Source organism: Vibrio anguillarum, assembly GCF_003390515.1.
Taxonomy (GTDB): domain Bacteria; phylum Pseudomonadota; class Gammaproteobacteria; order Enterobacterales; family Vibrionaceae; genus Vibrio; species Vibrio anguillarum.
Window position 1 is genome coordinate 738,986 of sequence record NZ_CP031478.1, and the last position, 23,405, is coordinate 762,390.

General features: G+C 44.6%; 21 protein-coding genes. 14 read left to right on the forward strand and 7 right to left on the reverse strand.

The genetic code is table 11. From position 1 onward, the window contains the following. The first annotated feature begins 354 nt into the window (after nucleotides 1-354). The 5 genes from DD616_RS03070 (at nucleotide 355) to sstT (ending at nucleotide 4,469) form a co-directional block, all read left to right on the forward strand. Nucleotides 355-1,275 (forward strand): polyprenyl-phosphate transporter, encoded by a 921-nt coding sequence (locus DD616_RS03070; RefSeq protein ID WP_047688758.1) that lies wholly within the window; start codon nucleotides 355-357, stop codon nucleotides 1,273-1,275. A gap of 143 nt (nucleotides 1,276-1,418) precedes the next feature. Further along, nucleotides 1,419-1,847, forward strand: a complete 429-nt coding sequence (locus tag DD616_RS03075) for a hypothetical protein (protein ID WP_208871438.1) — start codon at nucleotides 1,419-1,421, stop codon at nucleotides 1,845-1,847. Further along, nucleotides 1,844-2,452 carry an SCO family protein gene (locus tag DD616_RS03080; RefSeq protein ID WP_013868355.1) on the forward strand — a complete coding sequence of 203 codons (609 nt, stop codon included), beginning with the start codon at nucleotides 1,844-1,846 and terminating at the stop codon, nucleotides 2,450-2,452. Before DD616_RS03075 ends, DD616_RS03080 begins: the two co-directional genes overlap by 4 nt. Before the next feature lies 1 nt (nucleotide 2,453). Then, entirely contained in the window at nucleotides 2,454-2,897 is a 444-nt protein-coding gene (locus DD616_RS03085) for a copper chaperone PCu(A)C (RefSeq protein ID WP_017048143.1), read from the forward strand. 354 nt (nucleotides 2,898-3,251) lie between these two features. Then, nucleotides 3,252-4,469 carry a serine/threonine transporter SstT gene (gene sstT, locus DD616_RS03090; protein ID WP_026028166.1) on the forward strand — a complete coding sequence of 406 codons (1,218 nt, stop codon included), beginning with the start codon at nucleotides 3,252-3,254 and terminating at the stop codon, nucleotides 4,467-4,469. A 111-nt stretch (nucleotides 4,470-4,580) separates the two neighbouring features. Here sstT and DD616_RS03095 read toward each other — a convergent pair whose 3' ends face one another. From DD616_RS03095 to lamB, 4 genes are all read right to left on the reverse strand, one after another. Beyond that, nucleotides 4,581-5,726: a tetratricopeptide repeat protein gene (locus DD616_RS03095; RefSeq protein WP_194575483.1), complete on the reverse strand. Its 1,146-nt coding sequence runs from the start codon at nucleotides 5,724-5,726 to the stop codon at nucleotides 4,581-4,583. Between the two features lie 329 nt (nucleotides 5,727-6,055). Further along, nucleotides 6,056-7,693 (reverse strand): glycoside hydrolase family 13 protein, encoded by a 1,638-nt coding sequence (locus tag DD616_RS03100; RefSeq protein WP_094147694.1) that lies wholly within the window; start codon nucleotides 7,691-7,693, stop codon nucleotides 6,056-6,058. Between the two features lie 148 nt (nucleotides 7,694-7,841). Beyond that, entirely contained in the window at nucleotides 7,842-8,675 is an 834-nt protein-coding gene (locus DD616_RS03105; RefSeq protein WP_017048140.1) for a MalM family protein, read from the reverse strand. A 111-nt stretch (nucleotides 8,676-8,786) separates the two neighbouring features. Then, nucleotides 8,787-9,986: a maltoporin LamB gene (gene lamB / locus DD616_RS03110; protein ID WP_017042148.1), complete on the reverse strand. Its 1,200-nt coding sequence runs from the start codon at nucleotides 9,984-9,986 to the stop codon at nucleotides 8,787-8,789. A 438-nt stretch (nucleotides 9,987-10,424) separates the two neighbouring features. Here lamB and glgX point away from each other — a divergent pair, with 438 nt between their 5' ends. Continuing rightward, nucleotides 10,425-12,422: a glycogen debranching protein GlgX gene (glgX, locus tag DD616_RS03115; RefSeq protein WP_370685845.1), complete on the forward strand. Its 1,998-nt coding sequence runs from the start codon at nucleotides 10,425-10,427 to the stop codon at nucleotides 12,420-12,422. A gap of 101 nt (nucleotides 12,423-12,523) precedes the next feature. Here glgX and ulaG read toward each other — a convergent pair whose 3' ends face one another. Beyond that, nucleotides 12,524-13,591: an L-ascorbate 6-phosphate lactonase gene (gene ulaG / locus DD616_RS03120; protein WP_013868344.1), complete on the reverse strand. Its 1,068-nt coding sequence runs from the start codon at nucleotides 13,589-13,591 to the stop codon at nucleotides 12,524-12,526. A gap of 123 nt (nucleotides 13,592-13,714) precedes the next feature. After that, entirely contained in the window at nucleotides 13,715-14,470 is a 756-nt protein-coding gene (ulaR, locus tag DD616_RS03125; protein WP_026027147.1) for an HTH-type transcriptional regulator UlaR, read from the reverse strand. A 390-nt stretch (nucleotides 14,471-14,860) separates the two neighbouring features. Between ulaR and DD616_RS03130 the strand changes: the two genes are divergently transcribed. The 8 genes from DD616_RS03130 (at nucleotide 14,861) to DD616_RS03165 (ending at nucleotide 21,949) form a co-directional block, all read left to right on the forward strand. Continuing rightward, complete coding sequence (locus DD616_RS03130) at nucleotides 14,861-16,621, forward strand: PTS ascorbate-specific subunit IIBC (RefSeq protein ID WP_208871440.1); 1,761 nt, start codon at nucleotides 14,861-14,863, stop codon at nucleotides 16,619-16,621. Nucleotides 16,622-16,709: 88 nt separating this feature from the next. Then, complete coding sequence (locus tag DD616_RS03135; RefSeq protein ID WP_094165661.1) at nucleotides 16,710-17,192, forward strand: PTS sugar transporter subunit IIA; 483 nt, start codon at nucleotides 16,710-16,712, stop codon at nucleotides 17,190-17,192. A gap of 7 nt (nucleotides 17,193-17,199) precedes the next feature. Continuing rightward, a complete protein-coding gene (locus tag DD616_RS03140) occupies nucleotides 17,200-17,892 on the forward strand; it encodes an L-ribulose-5-phosphate 4-epimerase (protein ID WP_013868339.1) in 693 nt (230 codons plus the stop codon). 5 nt (nucleotides 17,893-17,897) lie between these two features. Continuing rightward, complete coding sequence (locus tag DD616_RS03145; RefSeq protein ID WP_208871441.1) at nucleotides 17,898-18,719, forward strand: pyridoxal phosphatase; 822 nt, start codon at nucleotides 17,898-17,900, stop codon at nucleotides 18,717-18,719. A 5-nt stretch (nucleotides 18,720-18,724) separates the two neighbouring features. Next, a complete protein-coding gene (locus tag DD616_RS03150) occupies nucleotides 18,725-19,372 on the forward strand; it encodes a 3-keto-L-gulonate-6-phosphate decarboxylase UlaD (RefSeq protein WP_017049270.1) in 648 nt (215 codons plus the stop codon). An 8-nt stretch (nucleotides 19,373-19,380) separates the two neighbouring features. After that, nucleotides 19,381-20,262, forward strand: a complete 882-nt coding sequence (locus DD616_RS03155) for an L-ribulose-5-phosphate 3-epimerase (RefSeq protein ID WP_029189691.1) — start codon at nucleotides 19,381-19,383, stop codon at nucleotides 20,260-20,262. 188 nt (nucleotides 20,263-20,450) lie between these two features. Beyond that, the gene (locus tag DD616_RS03160) at nucleotides 20,451-20,873 is read left to right on the forward strand and encodes a hypothetical protein (protein WP_010316849.1); all 423 of its coding nucleotides are present in this window, start codon (nucleotides 20,451-20,453) and stop codon (nucleotides 20,871-20,873) included. A 119-nt stretch (nucleotides 20,874-20,992) separates the two neighbouring features. Next, complete coding sequence (locus DD616_RS03165) at nucleotides 20,993-21,949, forward strand: diguanylate cyclase domain-containing protein (RefSeq protein WP_208871442.1); 957 nt, start codon at nucleotides 20,993-20,995, stop codon at nucleotides 21,947-21,949. Here the strand turns inward: DD616_RS03165 and DD616_RS03170 are convergent. After that, nucleotides 21,939-22,910 (reverse strand): arginine deiminase-related protein, encoded by a 972-nt coding sequence (locus DD616_RS03170; RefSeq protein WP_208871443.1) that lies wholly within the window; start codon nucleotides 22,908-22,910, stop codon nucleotides 21,939-21,941. The two genes, DD616_RS03165 and DD616_RS03170, sit on opposite strands and share 11 nt — an antisense overlap. Nucleotides 22,911-23,405 lie beyond the last annotated feature (495 nt).

A 23,405-nucleotide genomic window follows, 5' to 3' on the forward strand; every position in this document is an offset into this window, starting at 1 on the left:
GATTGGCTTATATATAGTGTGAACAAATTCATTCACTAACAACGTCAGTTGGCTAGGTGACCCTCGGCTTTAAGAAGGGTCGAATAGTATTATGCATGAAGTATGCCAACTAAAAAAGGTCTGCTTTTTAGCTATGCATCGCATTAATTCATCAAAATGTAGTACTTTTTCGCATTACGCAAATTGCATTATGCGAAACGAATGCAAAACAATACTCACCCAGTTGCTATAAAACAAACTAACTTTCTGCGCTTTTTCACCTTAAGCCAGCACCACTCACTCATCTTTTGTACAAGCATTTCTTAGTTATTTCATTATATACTTCCGGCACATACACTTAATCATGCAGATTCAATGAACTATTTCAGTACGTTTTTAAAAGGGATGGCCATGGGCGCCGCCGATGTTGTGCCGGGTGTTTCGGGTGGAACCATTGCATTCATCACTGGTATCTATGACACTTTGCTTGAAAGCATTCGTAGGATTAACCCGAGTTTATTGCGCATAGTCAAACGAGATGGGTTAGCCGCCGCATTTCAACATATTAATGGCTTCTTCTTGCTCGCACTGTTTGGGGGAATATTCACCAGTATCCTCTCTTTGGCTAAACTCATTTCTTGGCTGTTAGCCACGCATCCTATTCCCATTTGGTCATTCTTCTTCGGTTTAATTCTAGTTTCGGTATTCCATATTGTGAAACAAATTGAGCAATTCAAACTTTCTCGGTTGCTCTTCGCTTTGCTGGGAGTTGCGTTTGCTTACAGTATTACGGTGCTTAACCCAATGCAGATGGAACCAACAGCGCTGAACACAGTTCTAGCCGGTGCTATTGCCATCTGCGCCATGATTCTACCGGGAATTTCTGGCAGTTTTATCCTGTTGCTGATTGGTATGTACGCACCGGTACTGGGCGCGGTGAAAGAGATGCAAGCCGATATTTTGGCACTCTTTTTACTCGGATGTATTGGTGGTTTACTGAGTTTTTCTCACGTATTGTCTTGGTTACTCAAACAATTTAGAGATTTGACCTTAATTTTTCTTACGGGATTAATGATCGGCACCTTACCCAAAATCTGGCCTTGGAAAGAAACGCTCACTTGGCGAACCAATTCTCACGGCGAGCTCGTTCCTTTACTACAGCGAAACCTTTCTCCATTGGAATTTGAGTCCATCACTTCACAGCCTTCGCAACTGCTGGTAGCCATTTTATTGATGCTTTGCGCTGTTGCCCTCGTGCTTGGCTTGGAGCAATATGCAAAACATCACGATGTGTAAATCACACCGCATAGCATGAATGAGAAAAGGTGGGGAAACTCACCTTTACTATATTGATTTGTTGCACATTTTATCCATTCATCACCACTGAAAAAAGATAGCTGTGATAACATTCGCGTTTTATAACCGCTTGGATTGTCCCCATGCACAACGCAATCAAAATCGGCGTCTTTGTTCTAGCCCTGCTAGCGGGTTACTTTAGCAGCGATATTTTCAATTGGCTCTCTTCAGCACACTCTTCTCCAGACATTAATCGATATTGCCAATTGTCGAGTGCCCCTTGTCGACAAGGAGATGTTGTCATGACATTGGCACACGATAAATCTCAACCTTTGGTGGCTAACACTCTGACCGTTGAATGGCCGCAAGCCAATGCAAGTAAACTCACACTTACACTCAATGGGCTAGAGATGGAGATGGGCACCGCTAAATATGCACTGACGCCGCAGGAAGACGGGCTCTACACAGCACAGATTGTACTCCCAGTTTGCACGACTGAAAAAATGACATGGATTGGCGAACTCTCTGACGGTCGTACCCAAGTATTTCCGGCAATAAGGATGGAAAGATGAGTAAAAATTGGTCTTTGGCATTGGTGGTTGCGTTTGTATTAGGCTTTGGCATAAAAACCTATTTTGATACGCAGCAAAGTATGGATTTAGAGAGCGGTAATAGCTCATCTTCTGAGGTGATTTTATTTGGCAAAGCAAATCAACCCATCTCTATTTTTGATACTAAAGATGAACGCATACGTGTTGTTTACTTCGGCTTTACACGCTGCCCAGATGTCTGCCCAACATCTCTGGCTATGTTAGCAGGTGCACTCAATCAACTGGATGATGTAACCAAAGCAAAGTTGCGCCCTTTATTTATCTCTCTCGATCCAGAGCGTGACGCTGCTGATGCTTCTCATCAATACGCCCAATATTTCCACCCTATGATCGAGGGACTTTCTGCTCCTTTAGACATTACAACACCACTGGCGCATCAGTATGGCGTCATTTTCCGCAAAACCGAATTAAAGGGATCTGAACTGAAATACACATTAGATCACAGCTCCTACTTCTACTTTTTACAACCAGATGGAACATTAATCACTAAAGTCCCACACACGCTTTCACCGGCTCCCATTGTTGAAGCCATCAAAACAATAATGACGTCATCACAAGGAAAATAACATGAAGCTCAATGCTCTTTTTTTAGCAAGCCTTGCCTTTAGCCCACTTGCTTTTGCGAACACAGATATTATGGTGCATCACCCTTACGCACGTGCTACCGCACCAACCGCCACCACCAGCGCAGTATTTTCTCAAATCATGAATAAAGGTGAAACGGACCGTTTCATTGTATCGGCCAACACCGATGTGGCAGGGAAAGTTGAGTTGCATGATGTAATCACCGAAGGAGATGTGATGAAAATGCGTCAAGTCACTGAATTTAAAATTCCGGCCAAAGGGCACGTCGAACTCAAACCGGGCGGCTTGCACATCATGCTTTTTGATTTGAAGAAACCATTGGTTGAAGGTGAAAAGATTGACGTACAACTGACCTTTGCCAATGGTGAGCAGCAAACCATTACTGCACCAGTAAAAAAAGTGATGAGTGGTATGGCACACCATTAAAAAGAAGAGGGTGAGCGATGTTGGCTTACCCTCTTTTATCATCGCACTAAACGCTCATTGACCAGTCTAATGGCGAGAGCGAGACATCCCGACGAGAGGCTTATCATTCCACCACCACAAATGCTACATTTTATTTACATTTCACTCAAAATCGATTGCATTTCCACACATTGATTAATTATTTGTGCTGATTATCAATTAATTCTAGACACAATATCCCGCGTAGATATCATTACCCCCTTCAGTGGAGCTCACTGATGTCACTATAACTCTATTTGTCTACCATAACCGATGCTATGGCTTCGTAGTATTTAGGTCATGCAGGATGTAATTCGATTTATTGCAGGGATAACTATGCAAAGCAACAATATTTTCGCCCGTTTTGCGCGTGGCAATTTGGTTCTGCAAATACTCGCCGGTATCGTTCTCGGTGGGATATTAGCAACCCTTTCACCCGATGATGCGAAAAGCGTCGGCCTACTTGGCGACCTTTTCGTTGGCGCACTTAAAGCCGTAGCGCCGATCCTCGTGTTTATTTTGGTCGCCGCGTCCATCGCAAACCAAAAGAAAAACCAACACACTTATATGCGCCCAATCGTGGTGCTTTACCTTTTTGGGACCTTCACCGCCGCTCTTACTGCCGTTGTATTGAGCTTTATCTTCCCTACAACCTTAACATTGGTTGCGGGGGCAGAAGGTGCAACGCCTCCTCAAGGCATCGCTGAAGTGCTTAATACCCTGCTGTTTAAGCTGGTTGATAACCCAGTCAATGCTCTAATGAGTGCAAACTATATTGGCATTCTGGCATGGGCTGTTGGGTTGGGCTTAGCTTTACACCATGCCTCAGCAACAACTAAAGCCGTATTTGAAGATTTAAGCCACGGCGTTTCACAAATTGTGCGTTTTATTATTCGCCTAGCACCGTTTGGTATTTTCGGCTTGGTTGCATCCACGTTTGCCACGACTGGCTTTGAATCTTTGGCTGGTTATGCCAACCTTTTATTCGTATTGCTCAGTGCTATGTTGATCATCGCATTAGTTGTCAACCCAATCATTGTGTACGCGAAAACTCGCCAAAACCCGTATCCATTGGTGTTCCAGTGCTTGCGTGAAAGTGGTGTCACCGCATTTTTTACACGTTCAAGCGCCGCCAACATCCCAGTAAACATGGCATTGTGTGAGAAACTAAAACTGGATGAAGATACTTATTCAGTCTCGATTCCACTCGGTGCGACCATTAATATGGCTGGTGCCGCCATTACTATCACGGTTCTCACCCTAGCTGCAGTAAACACAGTAGGTATTGAAATTGACCTGATGACAGCCTTGCTACTGAGCATCGTTGCTGCTGTTTCTGCATGTGGCGCATCCGGTGTGGCCGGTGGTTCACTGCTGCTGATCCCGCTCGCATGTGGGCTATTTGGCATTTCAAATGACGTAGCAATGCAGGTTGTTGCCGTTGGCTTTATCATAGGCGTGATTCAAGATTCAGCCGAAACCGCGCTCAACAGCTCCACAGATGTTGTCTTCACCGCTGCGGTTTGCCAAGCTGAGCACAATAAATCAGCATAATCAATCGATACACTAAAACCGATACCAACAAAAATCCCCAGTCGATTCGCTGGGGATTTTTATTTCAGAGATTTTTTATTTACAGTGCTTAGCCACTTTATCGATCCAGCATTACCTGTCCATTGAAGTATTGGAGAAATCTAATCTCGTTAGAACCTCATGATCATCAGATGGGCTGGATGACAAACGCTCTTCGGAGGCATCCGCCCCTACGCTCAATGAGAGATCGTCTTCATCAGGCAACTCCCCTTTCTCTGGGATAGGGATCCCACGTTTGTAGAGCTTGTTCAGCGCCTTAATAATTGAGTGTTTACTTACAGTACCCGCGCCGATTTTCTTCATGAGTGGTTTGGCCAACGATTGTAACCCCACAACAGAATCGACACCGATACGTGAGCCCACTTGATCTCTTAGCACCTTTGCTGGTTCAAAACCAAAATGAGCCGATAAAAATAACCAAATATAAGCAATAGCATTGCCATTTGAACCTTTATCTATCCAAGCTTCTCCTGCGTGATACATCGCCTCTACATGACCTTTTTCAGAAGCTCGCTCTAACCAATAACAAGCTTTACTGTGGTCCATTGCGACACCAACACCCTTAAGGTAATTCAAGCCTAGTTTCATCTGTCCTATCGGGCTATTTAGCTTCGCGGCTTTGGAATACCAAAATGTTGAATCCGCTGGTGATGGCGCAATATTGTCATGTGAAACACACCAATCCCCCATGAAAATCACAGCGTCGAGCAAATTCGCTTCCGCAGCCTCTTGTACTAACGAGACTCCTTTCGCAGTATTCGCTTCCACGCCACGGCCATGAATATAGGCCATGCCAGTTTCATACTTTGCGGTTAAGTTACCTTCAATTCCTGCAATACAAGTCTGCCAAAACTTCTCTTTTTCCCGCAAAATCAGATCATCTCGAAACTTTTGGCAAATCCGAACAACACCATACATTCCCGTAACATTGTCATAATTTGCCGCTTTGTCATACCAGTACATCGCCTCTTTGAGGTTGGTTCGTTCGGCTTCTTTCGCTAAATACAAAATCGTCGGCACATGGCCTGTTTCGGCCTTAAACAAGCGATCTTGTCTTTCTTGTTCACGTGATTTTTCTATCGCTTTGCGATAAGCGATTTCTCTCTCTTTTCTCTCTTCCTCTAAGCGTTTTTTGCGCAAAGAGAGCGAAAACATCCACACGAAGATGAGGATAAGTGATAACCCGGTTGCGCCTATGGCAATCCCAATAGTGCTCATTGATTCAAATCTTATTTAGCTGATTAACTTCATTATCGACCATTTTTCTCAATCTTTGAAAAAGTCTGACCACATTCATTCTGTCTCGAACCATTTAAAGCATACGAAACAGTCAAATTCGTTCATCCAAAACAGAGAGGCCACTCTATATCTAATGCTCGTGGATTAATTAAGCCACATAGCCTTAGCACTAAGATAGTACCGTACTCTTTTCAAGAGTGTTACGCACAATCACACTAATTGAGGAATAGATTCCGATTTGAGTCAATGAATGAAAAAACGCAGCCAAATCGCTGCGTTCATTCCAGATCAAAAATGAGCCACTCACTTTACTCTCTCATCAAAACCGCGATGGATTGATAAGGCTCGAGTACTAGGTTTTCTTCTAATTTTTCAATCTCTTGATAATTAGAGCTCAAACACTCCACCGCTCTCAATTGAAACTTTTCGGGTATTGTTAAACAAACAGTGGCCGATGAAAAATTACTGACCACGACAATTTGCTCACCTTGGTACTCACGCACATAGCCAAACACTTGGTCATGTTCTTCAAATAAAGGCGTGAACGATCCATAGACGATGGACAGGTGTTTTTTACGCAGTGCAATTAACTTTTTATAGTGATGGTAAATCGATTGTTTATCAGCGAGCGCTTGTTCAACATTGACTTTTAGGTAGTTAGGATTCGCCTCTATCCACGGAGAACCTTGAGTAAATCCGCCGTGTTTATCCGCTGACCATTGCATTGGCGTTCGAGCGTTATCGCGGCTGTTTTGATGAATAGCATCCAGCATATGCTGATGAGAAACGCCCGATTCTGTCTTCACACGATAAAAATTTAACGTCTCGATGTCTCGGTATTGAGCGAGCGAATCGAAGGCCACATTCGTCATACCAATCTCTTCGCCTTGATAAATATAAGGCGTGCCTTTCAGAAAGTGTAAGCTCGTTGCCAACATTTTCGCAGATTCAACTCGGTAGCGTTTGTCATCACCATACTTAGATACAGCGCGTGGTAGGTCATGATTATTCCAAAATAATGAATTCCAACCCTGATCGGCAAGCTCAATCTGCCACTTGGTTAATACCTGTTTAAACTGCTTAAGATCTAACGGAATAGGGCTCCATTTGTCACCCTGCTCCCACGTCAAAGTGATGTGTTCAAATTGGAAAACCATCGATAACTCACGACGACTCGGCGCACTGTACAGTTTTGCAATGTCTGGTGTGGCTCCCCAAGTTTCTCCCACGGTCAGCAGATCTTGATTACCAAAGGTGGCGGCATTCATTTGCTGTAATAACGGATGCAAGCGCGGGCCATTACCAGTAATGCCCTTATCAATTTCTTTGCCAATTAAATCAATAACATCTAATCGAAAACCACCAATGCCCTGTTCAATCCACCAGTTCATCATGCTGTGCACTTCTTGCTGCACTTTAGGGTTTTCCCAATTCAGATCTGGCTGACGTTTAGAAAAAAGGTGGAAGTAATATTGCTGCGTTTGCTCATCCCAGTGCCAAGCACTGCCACCAAAAATTGACCCTGTATCATCCGGTACACTGCCATCCGGTTTTGCATCCCGCCAAATGTAGTAATCTCGATACGGATTGTCTCGCGATTGCTTCGCTTGTAAAAACCATTGGTGTTCATCCGATGTGTGATTAACGACAAGATCCATCACTATCTTAATATTGCGTTTTTGTGCTTCGCTCAGTAAACGCTGCATATCTTCCATGGAACCAAACTCTTGAGCTATTGCTTGGTAGTCAGAAATATCATAACCGTTATCATCCATTGGAGATTGATAAACAGGAGATAGCCAAATAACGTTAATGCCTAACTCTGCAAGGTAATCAAGCTTACTAATAATGCCATTTAAATCGCCGATACCATCGTGATTAGAATCGTAAAAACTGCGCGGGTATATTTGGTATACCACAGCGCTATGCCACCATTTGGGTTCCATGATATTTATCTCTGCATTGAATGATCTAGTGAGTTCTAAAGTGAGAGAAGTGATAATTCGCTTGTCATCTTTAGTAATCGAAGCTCAGAATTTTGAGACTAGAAAAAGAAAGGCGTCCACATAGGGACGCCAGTAGTACGATCTTTAATTATTTCGCATTCACGGCTTTAACAAAGACTTCTTGTGCTCCATCAATACCTAGCGCTTTGGCTTCATCAAGTAAGCTAAGTGCTTTAGATATATCGTTCGCTTTTACCGCTTTCTGAATCGATACCTTGTAGTAAGTTTCAGTATCTGGCTGCACTTTTTTTATCAGTTTTGCTTCATCCGTTGAAACTGTCTTTACTTTATTCTCAGGCTTCACAAACGATAGAAAGCTGGGACCAGAAACATCCAACTCAATGGTTCCAGTCAAACCGTGTGGCATTGGAATATCTTTTAATTCCGGCATGTAGTTACCACGGCCTTCGGCATCAATACGTCCAGGATGTGCAACATAAGTTACGCCTGATAGATCTTTTTCCTTTGTATAAACAATAAGTAAAAGCGTTTTATGACCTTGGGGAGGATAAAACTCCAAATCAGCAACCAGACGATTACCCAAATTTAAACGTGGCTTACGATATTCGAACTCAGTGTCGGTATACGATTCTAAAACGGTTCCTGTTTTATCTGTGATAACAACATAAGGATAAAATACTGAATCTTGAATTTCGCTGGTGACCGTTAAATTCATTTGGCCACGATCGGCTGGTATTTCAAACACGGCGACAGGGCTATGAATCAATGAGTTATGCAAGCGCTGAGTATTGGCTGTGAGCACCATTTTTGTTGTACTCGGTAGCTTCACTTTTGTGACTTGTAGTTGTTCTATATTATTGACAGCTTGCACTGCCGAACTTTGTGTTTGCTCAACAACAGGAGCTGTTTGACAGCCAGTTAAAGCAATGCAACTACCTAATAGTAGTGTTTTAAAAACCATTTTCCGCTCCTTTAGTATTTTTTTAACGACTCATCTCCGAGTCGTTAAAAAAATAGCCGACATCAGTCGGCTATCAGCATATGGATTTAGACTAATAAGAACAAGGAGGAATTACCACCAAGCTTCCACTTGAATGCCAACGACGTATTCAGTGTCTTTGCCAGTTGCAAATGCATTTTTGTTTTCGGTATCAAGTAGGTATGAGCCGTATACACGGAACTCTGGACGAGCCCAGAAGCTGTCTCCCATTGCCCACGCTTGTGCAACTGTCAATTTCGCATTGCCGAAATCTTCTGTTGCTGTGCCTGCACTATTAATTTTCTCACCAGCGTTATAGCCAGCTTCAAATACAGTGCGCATTGTCTCATCCCATTTGTACATTGGGCGCACAACAACTGAATACTGATCAATGTCTTTTTTACTAGCCCCAATATCAGAACCTGCTAAGTACGCAAGTTGATGGCCCATTTCCCACGATTGACCAAAACTCACTACACCCCAGTTTAATAAACGGTAGCCAGTTGCATCGTTCTGATCTGCATTACCACGGTTATAATAAGTGCCTGCACCCCAAAGATTAGCCGCTTGCACGCCATAACCATTGGTACCCACTTGAAGAATTGTTTGGTTAAAGCCGTTTGATAGGCCTTGGTGCAGAATGGCTGATGCCAACAAACCATCATCAGCTTGCTCTGTTGCATCACCTTTTTCGGTTGCAAAGTTATAAGCCAATGCAAATTCTAGATTCGCATTTTCCCAAAGACCAATATTGGCTAAGCGCGCATCAAAGATATAACCCGTTGAGTTGGTATTATCGCCATCTTGGATCAAAGCAAGTGACAGTTTCTGATTGCCGACTGATAGGTTTTGAATACCGCCACCTGTACCAGAAGTGTTCAAGAAATAGAAATCGGTGATGTGGATATCTTTACGTTGGTAATAAGATTTACCCGCCCAAATTTCAGCAGACTCATCACCAGCAATAAGACCTTTAGCTTTTACCGCAAACTGAGCAACGTTGAAATCGCCATCTTCCCAACCATTTGCACCTTTGTTACCTTGTGCAATCATTGATTCGACACGCCAAGTTTGCTCGCCTGTCTTTAACTCCTCAGCAAAACCAAACTCATAGTAGTTGTCGTTTTCGTTACCGAGACGACCTACACCATTCTTGTTAACAGCAAGATCACCATTACCCTGACCACTAATTCCGGTACCCGCGCGGAAATAACCATTAAAATCAACAGCAAAAGCAGAACCTGCTGCTAGAGTAGCAGCCACTGCGGCAGCAATTACACTTACTTTTTTCATTCTTAACTCCATTAAGGACGATTTATATTTATGGAAAATTTTAACTACGGACAGCATTTAAAACTTTCACTCTTCTCCTATTGGAACCTGCAAGGCAGTTGACAGATAGACGCTAAAAGAAGAGGTAAGACGGGACTAAGTCCCCAGTTGTTTCAACGGTGATAAGATTACTAAAGGCGTAATAGGCTTGCTTCCTCCACCTCAAAGTAATTTGGGGGGGAGGAGAAAGGATGAGTAATTTTATAGTATGGCGTTTTTAAAGCACGGATCACGGATTTCAGGGGGAGGAGATCAGTTAATGGTTATAAAATAGAATACAAAATGCCTTATTGATCACTATTTAGGGCCAATAACATCATTAAAATGAAATAAAATTACATTCAAATTTTATTCATTGGGCGCTTGACCTAATATCAACAAAGCTTTTTACTTAAAGCGATGACGTGCAGCAAAATAACAATTAAAGATGCCCATATGAAATGTACTATTTCTAGCCCTTACCCACTCGGTGCAACCCTTGACAACACAGGTTGCAATTTTGCTATTCATGCTCCAGCAAATAAACAGCTTCTACTCGCTCTGTTTGATCAACAGGGAAGTTTCACCACCCACGAGTTAGAGAATGAATATGCGGGCGTGAAGTACACTCATGTGCCAAACATTAAAGCAGGGCAAAAATACGGTTACCTCATTTTAAATGGTGACGAGCCACACTATATTTCCGACCCCTACGCAAAGGCGATAGATAAAAACTTAGGCTATAAAACACCATTTAGTTCAAAAAAGAGTTTCGAGCTGCCTAAGTGTGTCGTGGTCGACGATCAATTCGATTGGCAATCAACTAAAAAGCCACACATACCTCGCGATAAGACTATTTTGTTTGAGACCCATGTCAAAGGGGTGACCAAACTCAATCCGCGAGTGCCTAAAGCAGAACAAGGCACTTATTTAGGCTTAGTCAGTGAGGAGATGCTGGAGTTTTATCGCAAGCAAAACATCAACACACTACAGCTACTGCCCATCGCGGCTTGTATGCATGAGCCACATCTATTGGATATGGGCAAAGTCAACTATTGGGGATATAACCCCTATCTGTTTATGGTGCCAGATCCACGTTATGCGCAAAAAGATGCGGTAACGGAACTGAAAACGGCTATCAGAGAACTGCATCGTCACGGAATTGAAGTGATACTGGATGTGGTTTATAACCACTCAGCAGAGGGGGGCGAAGATGGGCCTATTTTCAATTTAAAAGCACTCGACCCTAAATATTATCTAAAACACGGCCAACATTACGCGAATTTTACCGGTTGTGGTAACACCATTGATCTCTCTTATCAACCCGCCCTTAACCTAGTCATGGACACGCTGCGCTACTGGGTTAGCGAATACCAAATCGATGGTTTTCGTTTTGATTTGGCCGCAACGCTTGGAAGAAATGGCGATAATTTCAGCCCCGATGCTGCGTTCTTTAAAGCGGTGGCGCAAGATCCAACGTTAAAACGAGTCAAATTGATTGCAGAGCCTTGGGACATTGGTCCAAACGGTTACCAAGTAGGCAATTTTCCTTTCGGTTGGAATGAATGTAACGACAAATTACGTGATATCACACGCAGCTTTTGGCGCGGCGATCAAGGCTATTTAAAAGAGTTCGCCACACGCTTAATGGGCTCGCGCGACTTGTACAGTGCCGCAAACTGGCCCTACAAACTGACCGTCAATTACATCACTTATCATGATGGCTTCACCATGCAAGATTTGGTGTCATACAAGCATAAGCACAATGAAGCGAATGGTGAACAAAACCGAGATGGTCACGGTGACAATCGCTCCGACAACTATGGCGTCGAAGGCGAAACCGAGAACATGGTGATAAAAGCAACCCGCGAAAAGCAAAAACGCAATATGATGGCGAGCTTGCTTTTTGCTTTTGGCATTCCTCATATTCTCACCGCGGATGTGCTTTCTCATACTCAGCAAGGTAATAACAACGCTTATTGCCAAGACAATGAGATCAGTTGGCTTGACTGGAACATGACCGAACGCAAAAGCTACTTCAAACATTGGTTGAGTCAAATGGTGGCGGCAAGACACCTTTATATGGTGCCCTTTATTCGTGCTTTTAGCGGTGAGGAACGTAATGCCAACCGCGTATTCTGGCGACGCGTGGATGGCACACTGATGGAACATGATGATTGGAACCGCTTAAGTTCTGTGGCATTGCAGATGGGCATTGGATCGGATGGGGCTGAAATGCTCTACTTGATCAACCAAACCAACGCACCCGCTCGTTTTACTCTACCTAAAGATCGTAACCAAAACTGGGAAGTGATATGCGATACCAATTTACGTAACGTACAACCCGGCCATGCAGAAGGGGAGTTGTTGCAATCGCCCATATCAATGACAATTTTGCACTACCAACCTGAAGTATAAAATTAAGTGCTGTACATCACTACCGATAAGCAAAGAGATTACCAATAAACAAAGAGGCCCAATTGGCCTCTTTCTCTTCTCTAATTTTTGCTTTCAGAATATTACAAGAATGCTTTGAAAGGCAGCTCTGGTTCATCGACAAAAATGTCTTTAAAGCCTCTGAAATGCTGGTAATGCATACGTCCTTTGTCGGTTGGGTAAGTGTATTTACCACCCACTTGCCAAAAGAATGGCGCAAAACCGTATTGCAGACGATCTTTTTTCATTTGCCACAATACTTCAATTTCACGCGGGTCATTTTGGAAGTTAGCCCAAATATCGTGATGGAATGGGATCACCACTTCACAATCTAACGCCTCGCCTGCGCGCAAAATATCAGATGCAGTCAGCTTATCTGTGATGCCTCGTGGGTTTTCACCGTATGAGAGCAGCGCCACATCAATCTTGTAGTCATTACCATGCTTGGCATAGTAGTTCGAATAATGCGAATCACCTGAATGGTAGATTGAGCCACCGGAGGTTTCCAATAAGTAGTTGACCGCGCGATCATCCATACCATCAAGAATCCCCTTATCATAAGATGAAACACCTTTAGGCAGCGTAATCAACGCAGTGCGATCAAAAGAGTCCAGCACTCGGATACTGATATCGCCAACTTCAATGCAATCACCCACTTTCGCCACAATGCAGCGCTCACTCGGTACTCCCCAGCCTTGCCACAGGTCAACGCAAGCTTGTGGCCCAATAAATTTCACATGCTCACCACAGTTTTGCAGCACAGCTGCTGCGACATTAATATCGATATGATCAGCGTGATCATGCGTCGCCAGTACCGCATCAATCTCTTTGATGCCAAATGGGTCCAACACAAAAGGAGACGTTCTTAAGTTGGGTTGCAGTTCACGCACGCCCCCCATACGCATCATCTGATGCTGTTGATTCATCAAGGCATTCTTTTGCGTTTTCTTACCCGTCCCACACCAAAAATCGATCGAAAGATTGGTATTACCGGCACTTTTTAGCCAAATGCCTGTACAACCAAGCCACCACATAGCAAAGGTGTTAGCTTCCACTTCGGTCTTTTCTATCTCTTCATTCAGCCAAGTTCCCCACTCAGGAAACGTACTGAGAACCCATGAATCGCGTGTGATTTCATCAATTTTACTCATAGCAACACCTTTTATTTCACGATCAGTTAGACAAATTTTGGATGTAGGGAGCCAAGCGTCTTAACCAAAGGTGAAGACACTGAGCCTGTGTTTATTATTAGAATGTGTAGAACGAAGTGCTTTCTATACCAGAATCACTTCTGTCCCCTGCTGTTGTAGCGCTTGGATAACTTGCGGATCGGCGGCTTTGCCAGTGATAACAATATCAACCTTGCTGGCGGGGCAAAATAGCATGCCCGTACGCTGCCCAACTTTAGAACTATCCACTACCACCACTAACTTACCGATTTGCTCTAGCATCTGTTGCTCGGCAACGGCGGTGAGCATATCGGTTTTGTATAGGCCATTTTCCGTCAGCCCTTTACCACTGGTGAACATCCAATGTCCGGCATAACCACCTAACGAATCAGGGGCGGGGTTGAGGAAAATGTTTTGTGCTTTGTTGTACTGCCCACCAATGATGATCACATCGTCGTGATCTTCATTGATAAGATAACTGGCCAGTGGGAAATAGTTAGTCACGATTTGAACATCTTGGCCACACAACTCTTTACCGAGCAAGAAGGCGGTCGAACCACAGTTAATTACCACACTGTCACCTGGGTTGCAGAGCTTAGCCGCAGCCATGGCAATCTGTGATTTTTCATGGAAATGATCCGTACTGTCGATATTTAACGGCGTCCACGCTCGCTTTCTAATCTCTAAACGTTCAGCACCATTGCGAACTTTCTTCAGCTTACCTAGCTCATCTAACTTAGAAATATCGCGGCGGGCCGTTGCTGGTGACACGTTAAATTTCTCAATAATATGCGTGACGTTGATGGTGCGCATATTGTCTAGCAAAGACAGTATCTCGTTATGTCTTTGTACTTCGTTCATGGTTATCACCTTATCTTTTCATCAAGTGATTACTTGGTGATTATTTATGATTTGTTTTGATTCTATTTCTCATCCATTACAATGTCAAACACTGGACAAACAAAACTTCCCTCTCGCTCACAATAAAACCTAACTAATTGATTTTATTTGAAATAAAATTTTAACTGTGACTTGAGTATCAAATAATGTCTCCATTTGGCGAAGAAATTGATAAAAATCAAAATAATCACAAATGAGCATTGAATGATTACTTTTGATTGGTAAAGTCTATTTCGTGAGCAAAACAGGATTGAAATCGGCATCACCTTGCTGATTCACTCTGACCTACACCCAGCTTCGAGTAAGACGGGAATACACATAACGATAAATAGAGAATCAAGGGGTAAAGATATGCAGTTCATCTACGATATCTTCTACATTTTTTATAGCCAAGTAATGACTAAAGCACCTTTGCTGCTGGGCTTAGTCACCCTTATCGGTTACTGGTTATTAAGAAGAGATACCACCACCATCATTAAAGGGTCGATCAAAACCATCGTCGGCTTTATGTTGGTACAGGTGGGTGCAGGGACCTTAGTGGCAGGCTTTAAGCCTGTGATTGAGAAATTATCGGAATATCATGGTTTAACTGGCTCGGTTATCGACCCGTACACCTCAATGATGGCCACCATGGAAATCATGGGGGATGATTATTCTTGGGTTGGTTATACCGTACTACTGGCACTGGCGATCAACATCTTGCTCGTTTTGCTGCGCCGCTACACAGGCATTCGCACCATCATGCTAACGGGGCATATTATGTTCCAACAGGCAGGGTTAATTGCGGTGTTCTACCTTGTGCTGGGCGCAAGCATGTGGGAAACCATCCTTTATTCGGCTGTTTTGATGGCGCTCTACTGGTCTATCTCCTCCAACATTATGTTCAAACCCACCGAAGCCGTCACGGGTGGAGCCGGTTTCTCCATCGGCCACCAGCAACAAGTCGCGTCTTGGATTGCGGTTAAGATTGCCCCCAAATTGGGCGACAAAAACGAGAGTGTCGACCACCTTGAGCTGCCTAAATGGTTGCACATTTTCCACGACAGTATTGCCGCAACCGCGATTGTGATGACGCTATTTTTCGGCATTATTTTGCTCTCATTTGGTTTAGACAACCTGCAAGCAATGGCGGGAAAAACCCATTGGTCTATCTACATTCTAGAAACTGGCCTTAAATTTGCGGTAGCGATTCAAGTTATCGTAGCGGGTGTACGTATGTTCGTTGCCGAACTGTCTGAAGCCTTTAAAGGTATCTCAGAGCGCGTCATTCCTAACGCGGTTTTAGCCATTGACTGCGCCGCTATCTACGCGTTCTCACCTAACGCCATGGTGTTTGGTTTTATGTGGGGCGCGATTGGTCAATTTACGGCGGTGCTGGCCATGCTCGCTTTTGATGCACCGATCATGATCATTCCCGGCTTTATCCCGATGTTCTTCTCCAACGCGACCATTGGTGTTTTTGCCAACCACTTTGGCGGCTGGCGCGCGGTCATGAAGATCTGTTTTGTGATGGGTATCATCGAAGTCGTTGGCTCAGCATGGGCCATTCACATCTTCAACCAATACGGCACCGAATTCAGTGGCTGGATGGGCATGGCCGACTGGGCGTTAGTCTTCCCGCCAATCATGCAAGGCTTATCCGTCTCAAAACTGTTCTTCTTTGTACTGATTGCATTGGCTGGTGTGTACATGTTCTTTGCCTCTAAAAAACTGCGTGAAGAGGAAGATGCACAAGGTTTGGTGAACATCAGTGACGATCCAGACGTCATCGCCGCCGTCGAACAAGCACTGAAAGTCAGTGATGGCGTGCGCCCGGTCAGCATTTTAGCCGTGTGTGGCAATGGGCAAGGCTCCTCAATGATGATGAAGATGAAAATCGGTAAGTATCTGGAGAAAAAAGGCATTCCACACGTGATGGATTCCTGCGCAGTGTCTGATTATAAATCTAAGCTCGCCACCACCGACATCATCGTCTCATCAAAACATCTCTCTGGTGAGATGGAGCCCGGAGAAGGCAAGTTTGTGCTCGGCGTACAAAACATGCTGAATCCGAACTCTTTTGGTGATGAGCTGCTCGATATCATCGATAAAAACTTTGTCACTTTGAAATAGCTATTACTACAAAACGATAAGTACAAAAACGATAGGTACAAAAACAATAGGTGCCAGACGCACTGGCACCCACTCTGGAGATAGAACCATGGGACTGAAACAATCACTGATCGACAATGACTCCATTCAATTAAATGCCCAAGCGAGCACTTGGCAAGAGGCGATCAAAATTGGTACGGATAGGCTGATCAAATCAGGAGCCATCCACCCCTGCTATCACGATGCCATCATCAGCAGCGTTGAACAATTAGGCCCGTATATCGTCATCGCGCCGAATCTTGCCCTGCCTCATGCTCGTCCTGAAAATGGCGTGATCAGAACCGCCTTTGCTTTAGTGACGCTACAAACGCCTGTCTATTTTGACGGCGAAGATGAACCAGTCGATGTGCTGATCACCTTGGCTGGCAGCTCGTCTGATCAGCATATGGAAGGATTAATGGAAGTAACCCAAGTGCTGGATGATGAAGAGAGCGAGACTGGCGTTGATCTCGATAAACTGCGCCGTTGTCGTACTCCGCAGGATGTTTACCAAGTAATTGATGAAGCGTTAGCGGCACAATTGGTCGAGTGAGGATGTCATGTATAGCGAACTAAAACAGCGAGTATTTGCGGCAAATCTTAAGCTTCCCCAATACGGTTTAGTCACTTTCACTTGGGGCAATGTATCAGAAATAGACCGCGAGAAGGGCGTCATCGCCATCAAACCTTCCGGCGTAGAATACGATGTGATGAAAGTCGATGACATGGTGATCGTTGATCTTAACGGCGCGATTGTGGAAGGCACACTTAATCCATCCAGTGATACCGCCACTCACCTCGAACTCTATAAAGCTTATCCAGAGATTGGCGGCGTGGTACACACCCATTCGCGCAGTGCCACTATTTGGGCGCAAGCGGGCATTGACATTCCTGCTTTAGGGACCACTCACGCCGATTATTTTTACGGTGACATCCCCTGCACACGCAAACTTTCTTGCGATGAAATCGCTGGCCAATATGAGAAAAATACCGGCCTTGTGATCATCGAAGAGTTCAAACATCGTCGCATTGATCCGATGGCGGTGCCAAGCGTGATTGTCGCCGGGCATGCTCCTTTCTCTTGGGGCAAAGATGCTAACGATGCGGTTCATAACGCCGTCGTCTTGGAGGAGATTTCCGCCATGGCGCTGGCGACTCGTTCACTCAACAGTGGCATCAAAATTCAACCGGAATTATCCGATAAACACTATCAACGTAAGCATGGTGATAACGCTTACTACGGCCAAAGGTAGCGGCTATGTATAAAGTTCTCGCGCTCGATCTTGATGGCACGGTGTTGACTGATGAACACACCATTCATCCTCAGCTAAAGCAGGCGATTCAACAAGCGCAGCAACACTGCCACGTGGTGATCGTGACTGGCCGTCACCACACGGCGGCTAAACCCTATTATCAAGAATTGGGGCTCACAACCCCCATCATCTGCTGCAACGGCACTTATGTGTATGACTACCAAAATGAAAAAGTGCTCAAGCACAATGCCATCACCAAGCACGATGCATTGACCTTTCTCGCTTTGGCTAAAGAGTTTCAAATGAAACTGGTGATGTATGTGACCGACGCGATGACCTATTCCAAGCGTAGCCCAATCGCCTACATGCAAGCGTTAGAAAAATGGGCCAACCAGTATCCACCGACGGCACAGCCCAAAATCGAGCAAATTGACTCGTTTCGTCACCGCGTCGAGCAAGAAACGTTTATTTGGAAATTTGTGGTTGAAGGGCTACCGAGTTCCGTTGAACGCCTTGCCCAACAAGCTTGGGTACAAGAGACATTCAACGGTGAGCGTTCATGGTCGAATCGCGTCGACTTCGCTGCCAAAGGCAACAGTAAAGGTCAGCGCTTGGCTGAATATGTGCAATCGCTCGGCTACCACGCTAATCACGTGCTGGCTGTCGGCGATAACCATAACGACATTTCAATGCTCGACTACGCAGGGCTCGGTGTGGCGATGCCCAATGCCGACGATACGGTGAAATCCCACGCCAAACTGATTTGTACAACCGATAACAATCACGACGGGCTCGCCCGTTTGATCCGTGACAAAATTCAAGGATAACTCTCATGACTAAACCAATGATCCAAATCGCTCTCGACCAAACTGACCTTATTTCTGCCATCGAAGTGGCAAAAAACGTAGCAAGCTTTGTGGATGTCATCGAAGTCGGCACCATCCTCGCCTTTGCTGAAGGCATGAAGGCCGTCAAAACGTTACGCCATAATCACCCTGACCATATTCTAGTGTGCGATATGAAAACCACCGATGGCGGTGCTATTTTGGCGCGGATGGCATTTGAAGCTGGCGCAGATTGGATCACCGTTTCTGCCGCAGCACATATCGCCACCATCAGCGCGTGTAAGAAAGTCGCCGATGAACTGGATGGCGAAATCCAAATCGAAATTTACGGCAACTGGACCTTTGCTGATGCACAAGCGTGGATTGACCTTGGTATCACTCAAGCTATTTATCACCGTTCAAGAGATGCCGAACTGGCCGGTATTGGTTGGACAAGCGAAGATGTTGAGAAGATGCGAACTCTATCCGATATGGGGCTTGAACTTTCCATCACAGGTGGCATCGTGCCAGATGATCTCTATTTATTTGAAGGCATTAAGGCCAAAACGTTCATTGCGGGGCGTGCATTGGTCGGTGAAAAAGGTCGCGTCACTGCCGAAGCACTGCGCAGTCAAATCGATCGTTTTTGGTGCTAGGAGGCCGTATGTATCAGCATTTGCCACGCCAACGTATCGGGTTGTATGAAAAAGCACTCCCCAATCATTTCAGTTGGGAAGAAAAGCTCGCCACAACGAAAGAGCTAGGGTTTGATTTTTTAGAGATATCCGTCGATGAGTCGGATGAACGTCGTCAACGCTTAGACTGGGATGATGCAACCATCTATCAGCTACGAAGATGGTGTGAGCAATACCAAATCCCGCTGCAATCGATGTGCCTAAGTGCACACCGCAAGTTTCCTTTTGGCTCGTCAGACCCCGCCATTAGAGAGCAAGCCATTCTGCACATGGAGAAAGCGATTACCTTAGCTTACAAACTGGGCATTCGCACCATCCAACTCGCAGGCTATGATGTCTATTACGAACCCGCTAATAAAGAAACTCATCAACGTTTCATTGAAGGCATGCAGCTTGCCGCCAAACTGGCCGAGCGTGCTGGCGTGATGCTGGCAGTGGAGATCATGGATACCAGCTATCTTAATTCACTGAGCAAGTTCGAAATACTAAAGCGGGAAGTACCCTCCCCTTATTTTATGGCGTATCCAGATGTAGGCAACATTTCAGGTTGGAACTACGATGTGTGTACTGAATTGGCACTTGGTATGCCACACATTACTCAGATCCACCTTAAAGATACCCATTGTGTTACCTCTAGTTCCACGGGCCAATTTCGAGACTTGGTGATTGGTGAAGGAGAAGTCAATTTCGATGCTATTTCCCAAACGCTGAAAGAGGCAAACTGTGTTGTGCCGATGGTGATCGAAATGTGGGCGCAAGATGAACATTGGAAACACAATATTCGTGTTGCGCAGCATCGGCTAAATCAAGCCTGCGATGCCGCTGATTCGCCTCGTTTATTCAACCTATAGCTCATTTATTCAACCTATAAATTGTGCTCGGGTGCATCTTTTATGCATCCTTCATCCTCATATTGGATAATACCGCGCCCTCTCCCCCATGAGCGCGGTAGCTTTTCTTGGCAAATATTGACATCACCAACACAATCGCGCAGAGTTGCTTTTTGATAACGCCCCGATGCATAACACTCTGAGAACCAATGAAATTACTTCACTTACAACTCTTCTGGTATGAAAAGCATCACACCCTTTTAGAAATGGAAGCGCTCCCTACGCTCACCCCAACCCAAGAGCAAGCGCTGGCAGAATGGGTTAAGTGTCGACGCAAAATATTAAGCTTTGAAGCTCACCAACATACTTGGGTAAAAGTGAATGTAGACGGTTTTTCTTCCGCTTTGCATTTAAAGCCTAATGGCACGTTGGTCGAGCGAGATCTGTTTGGTGAAAAAACGCTACAAGGATTATGGAAAGTCATCGACGGTTTCTTATTTATCAAAGTGATCAGCGGTGAATTTATTGTCGAATATCAGATTGTTGGCAATAACGAACACAGCATTCACTGCGGTATTGAGTACATCAACGGCCGAGTCAGTACCTACAGCAAATTTATTCAAACCAAATAAGCTTTGTGACCCACGGGAAAAAATGAGATGTATGTTGAACAAGATATCAACAACCTTGTGAATCCATCGGCAAACTGTGGCACACTCGACATAAATGCAGACTCGGTTCATCACGGTTTATGGAAGAGTACTTAAAACGAATCAAGCAGCTTGAAGAGCAAGTTGAGCATCTCAAAAAAGAAAACAGCTCTCTTGAAGAAAAACTGAATGCAACACTAGAAGGCACTGGACTTTGTCTTTGGGAACAACACATTCCTAGCGGAACCCTTAAAATATTCAATAGAGAATGGGGTGATATGCTTGGCTATCAATCACACGAGCTAGACGCCACCGTCGATATTTGGAAAAGCAAACTCCACCCCGATGATTATGACTTAGCCGTGGGCGCTTTTGAGGACCATTTGAATGGCAAGGCTGACACCTATCAGATCATACACCGGATGATCCGCAAAGATGGAGGTCAAAGCTGGGTGTCGGATCGCGGCCGAATCGTTGAATATGATGAGAATGGAAAGCCGCTGCGCATGATGGGCACCCACACGGATATTACCAATGAAAAACATTATGAATTAGAACTCTCCAAACTCGCCGCGCAAGATCCATTGACCAACCTATTAAATCGAAAGGCGTTAGAAACTAAGTTTGACGAGATGAATGATCTTGTCGAACACTCTGCGGCACTGATTTTTATCGATTTGGATGACTTTAAAACCGTCAATGATCATCTTGGGCACCAAGCTGGGGATTTCGTGCTGCTCCAAGTTTCTCAATGGCTTCAAGAAAATGCGCCTCAACCATCATCGATTGCTCGTTTGGGCGGCGATGAGTTTGTCCTATTGTGCATCAATCAAAGCACAGAAACGTTAAAGCAGTTTATCGACAGTTTGTTAACCAAAGCCTATTCACCACTAAAATTAAGTCATGGAGAAGTGCAAATTGGCTTTAGTATTGGTGTTTGCCAATTCACAACCTCAATGCATACTTTTGAAACCTTATATGAATTGGCCGACCAAGCAATGTATCAGGTGAAGAAAAATGGCAAAAATGGCGTTGAGTACATCAATCTTAGCCAATAGCAGGCAAAAACACTTCCCCTAACATACATCTCACCGAACCACCGCCAATATCCTCAATGGTCTTCACATTACACGGCAGTAACTTACCGTGACTGGCTAGCTGCGCACGCTGCGCCGGCGAAAAGGCATCAAACGCCGATTGTGACATAGCGATCACTTTATCCCCTGCCGCCGTTTCTAATTGTAAAATGTTGCCGCAGAAACAGTTCATCTGCTCAAGTGAAATTGAGATGATCTGTTTATCTTTAGCCAGTGATTTAACCACAAAATGACGTTCAAACTCCGGGATCACTTCATCGCAAATCACGCAGAATGCTTCACCAACCGCCATCATCACATTGGTGTGATAAACCGGTTGGCCTGAAGGCAACGCCGTTTGAAAAGAGACCACGCGATCATAACCGATACGTTTGGCGTACTCCTCTAGCACTTCACGGTCGCAGCGCTGTGACAACGCCGAATAGATGGTTCGATTAAGGTGATCCATCACCATCACACCGGTGCTTTCAAGATAAGCCTGCTGGTCTTGATACGCGAGCAACGAATCTTGCGCCAATACCTTTCGGCCTGACAAAGTAAGGGCTTCAACCAACGCTTGTGGGCGCACTTCTTGCTGTCGATTTTTACAAGCCATCGGAAAGGTAAACAAGGTTCCCTCTGGCGTAGTGCTAAACCAGTTATTGGGAAAGACGGCATCTGGCGTTTCCACTTCAGATAATGGGTAATCAAACTCCACTACTTGTACGCCTTCGAGACGCAGTGTCTCAACCATGCTTTGATATTCGGCCATGGCTTGGATGCGAACTTGTTCGGTACTCAATGCAACTTGGTGTTGAAATTCATTATCTTGTGCCGTTTGAGCGTTAAATTTGAACTCTTTTGGCGGCACCATTACGACACAATTGGCATTTTGCACCGTATTCACGGCTGGCTGTGTGATCACTTGTTCCTGCAACATCATAGAAACTTTCCCTTCTACTCACTTTAGGCCAATTGTAAGCATAATGTTAAAACAACATTGACTGAATTTTGGGTTATTTCATCGAATAACTCCTATTAATTACTGAGAAAACTATTTTTCACATTAAAAATTACGGCAAAATCCTCATCACACCTAAAAATATTCACCCTTATTCAAAAAATATTCACAGTAAAAACTCACTTAAAAGTAACGCAACTCGTTTATGGTTCTCTTATCGTCGATAACGATATTTAACTCGCTTCACTTTTTCACCCGATGGACGTTACTGACCATTCGAGCCGATGCTTGCTGCATTAACCACCGTATTAATCAGGCGCCGTTTTCTAGAGCCAAGCGCGAAAAGTAATCCGCCACTTATGTTGTGATTTCGTTATACTTCTGTTCGGCTTACTCCATCATTTGCTCCCCTTATAGGAGTTCAACGTTAGATTCTCGCGTTCTAGGCTTTTGGTCTCTCATACTTTAGCGAGAATT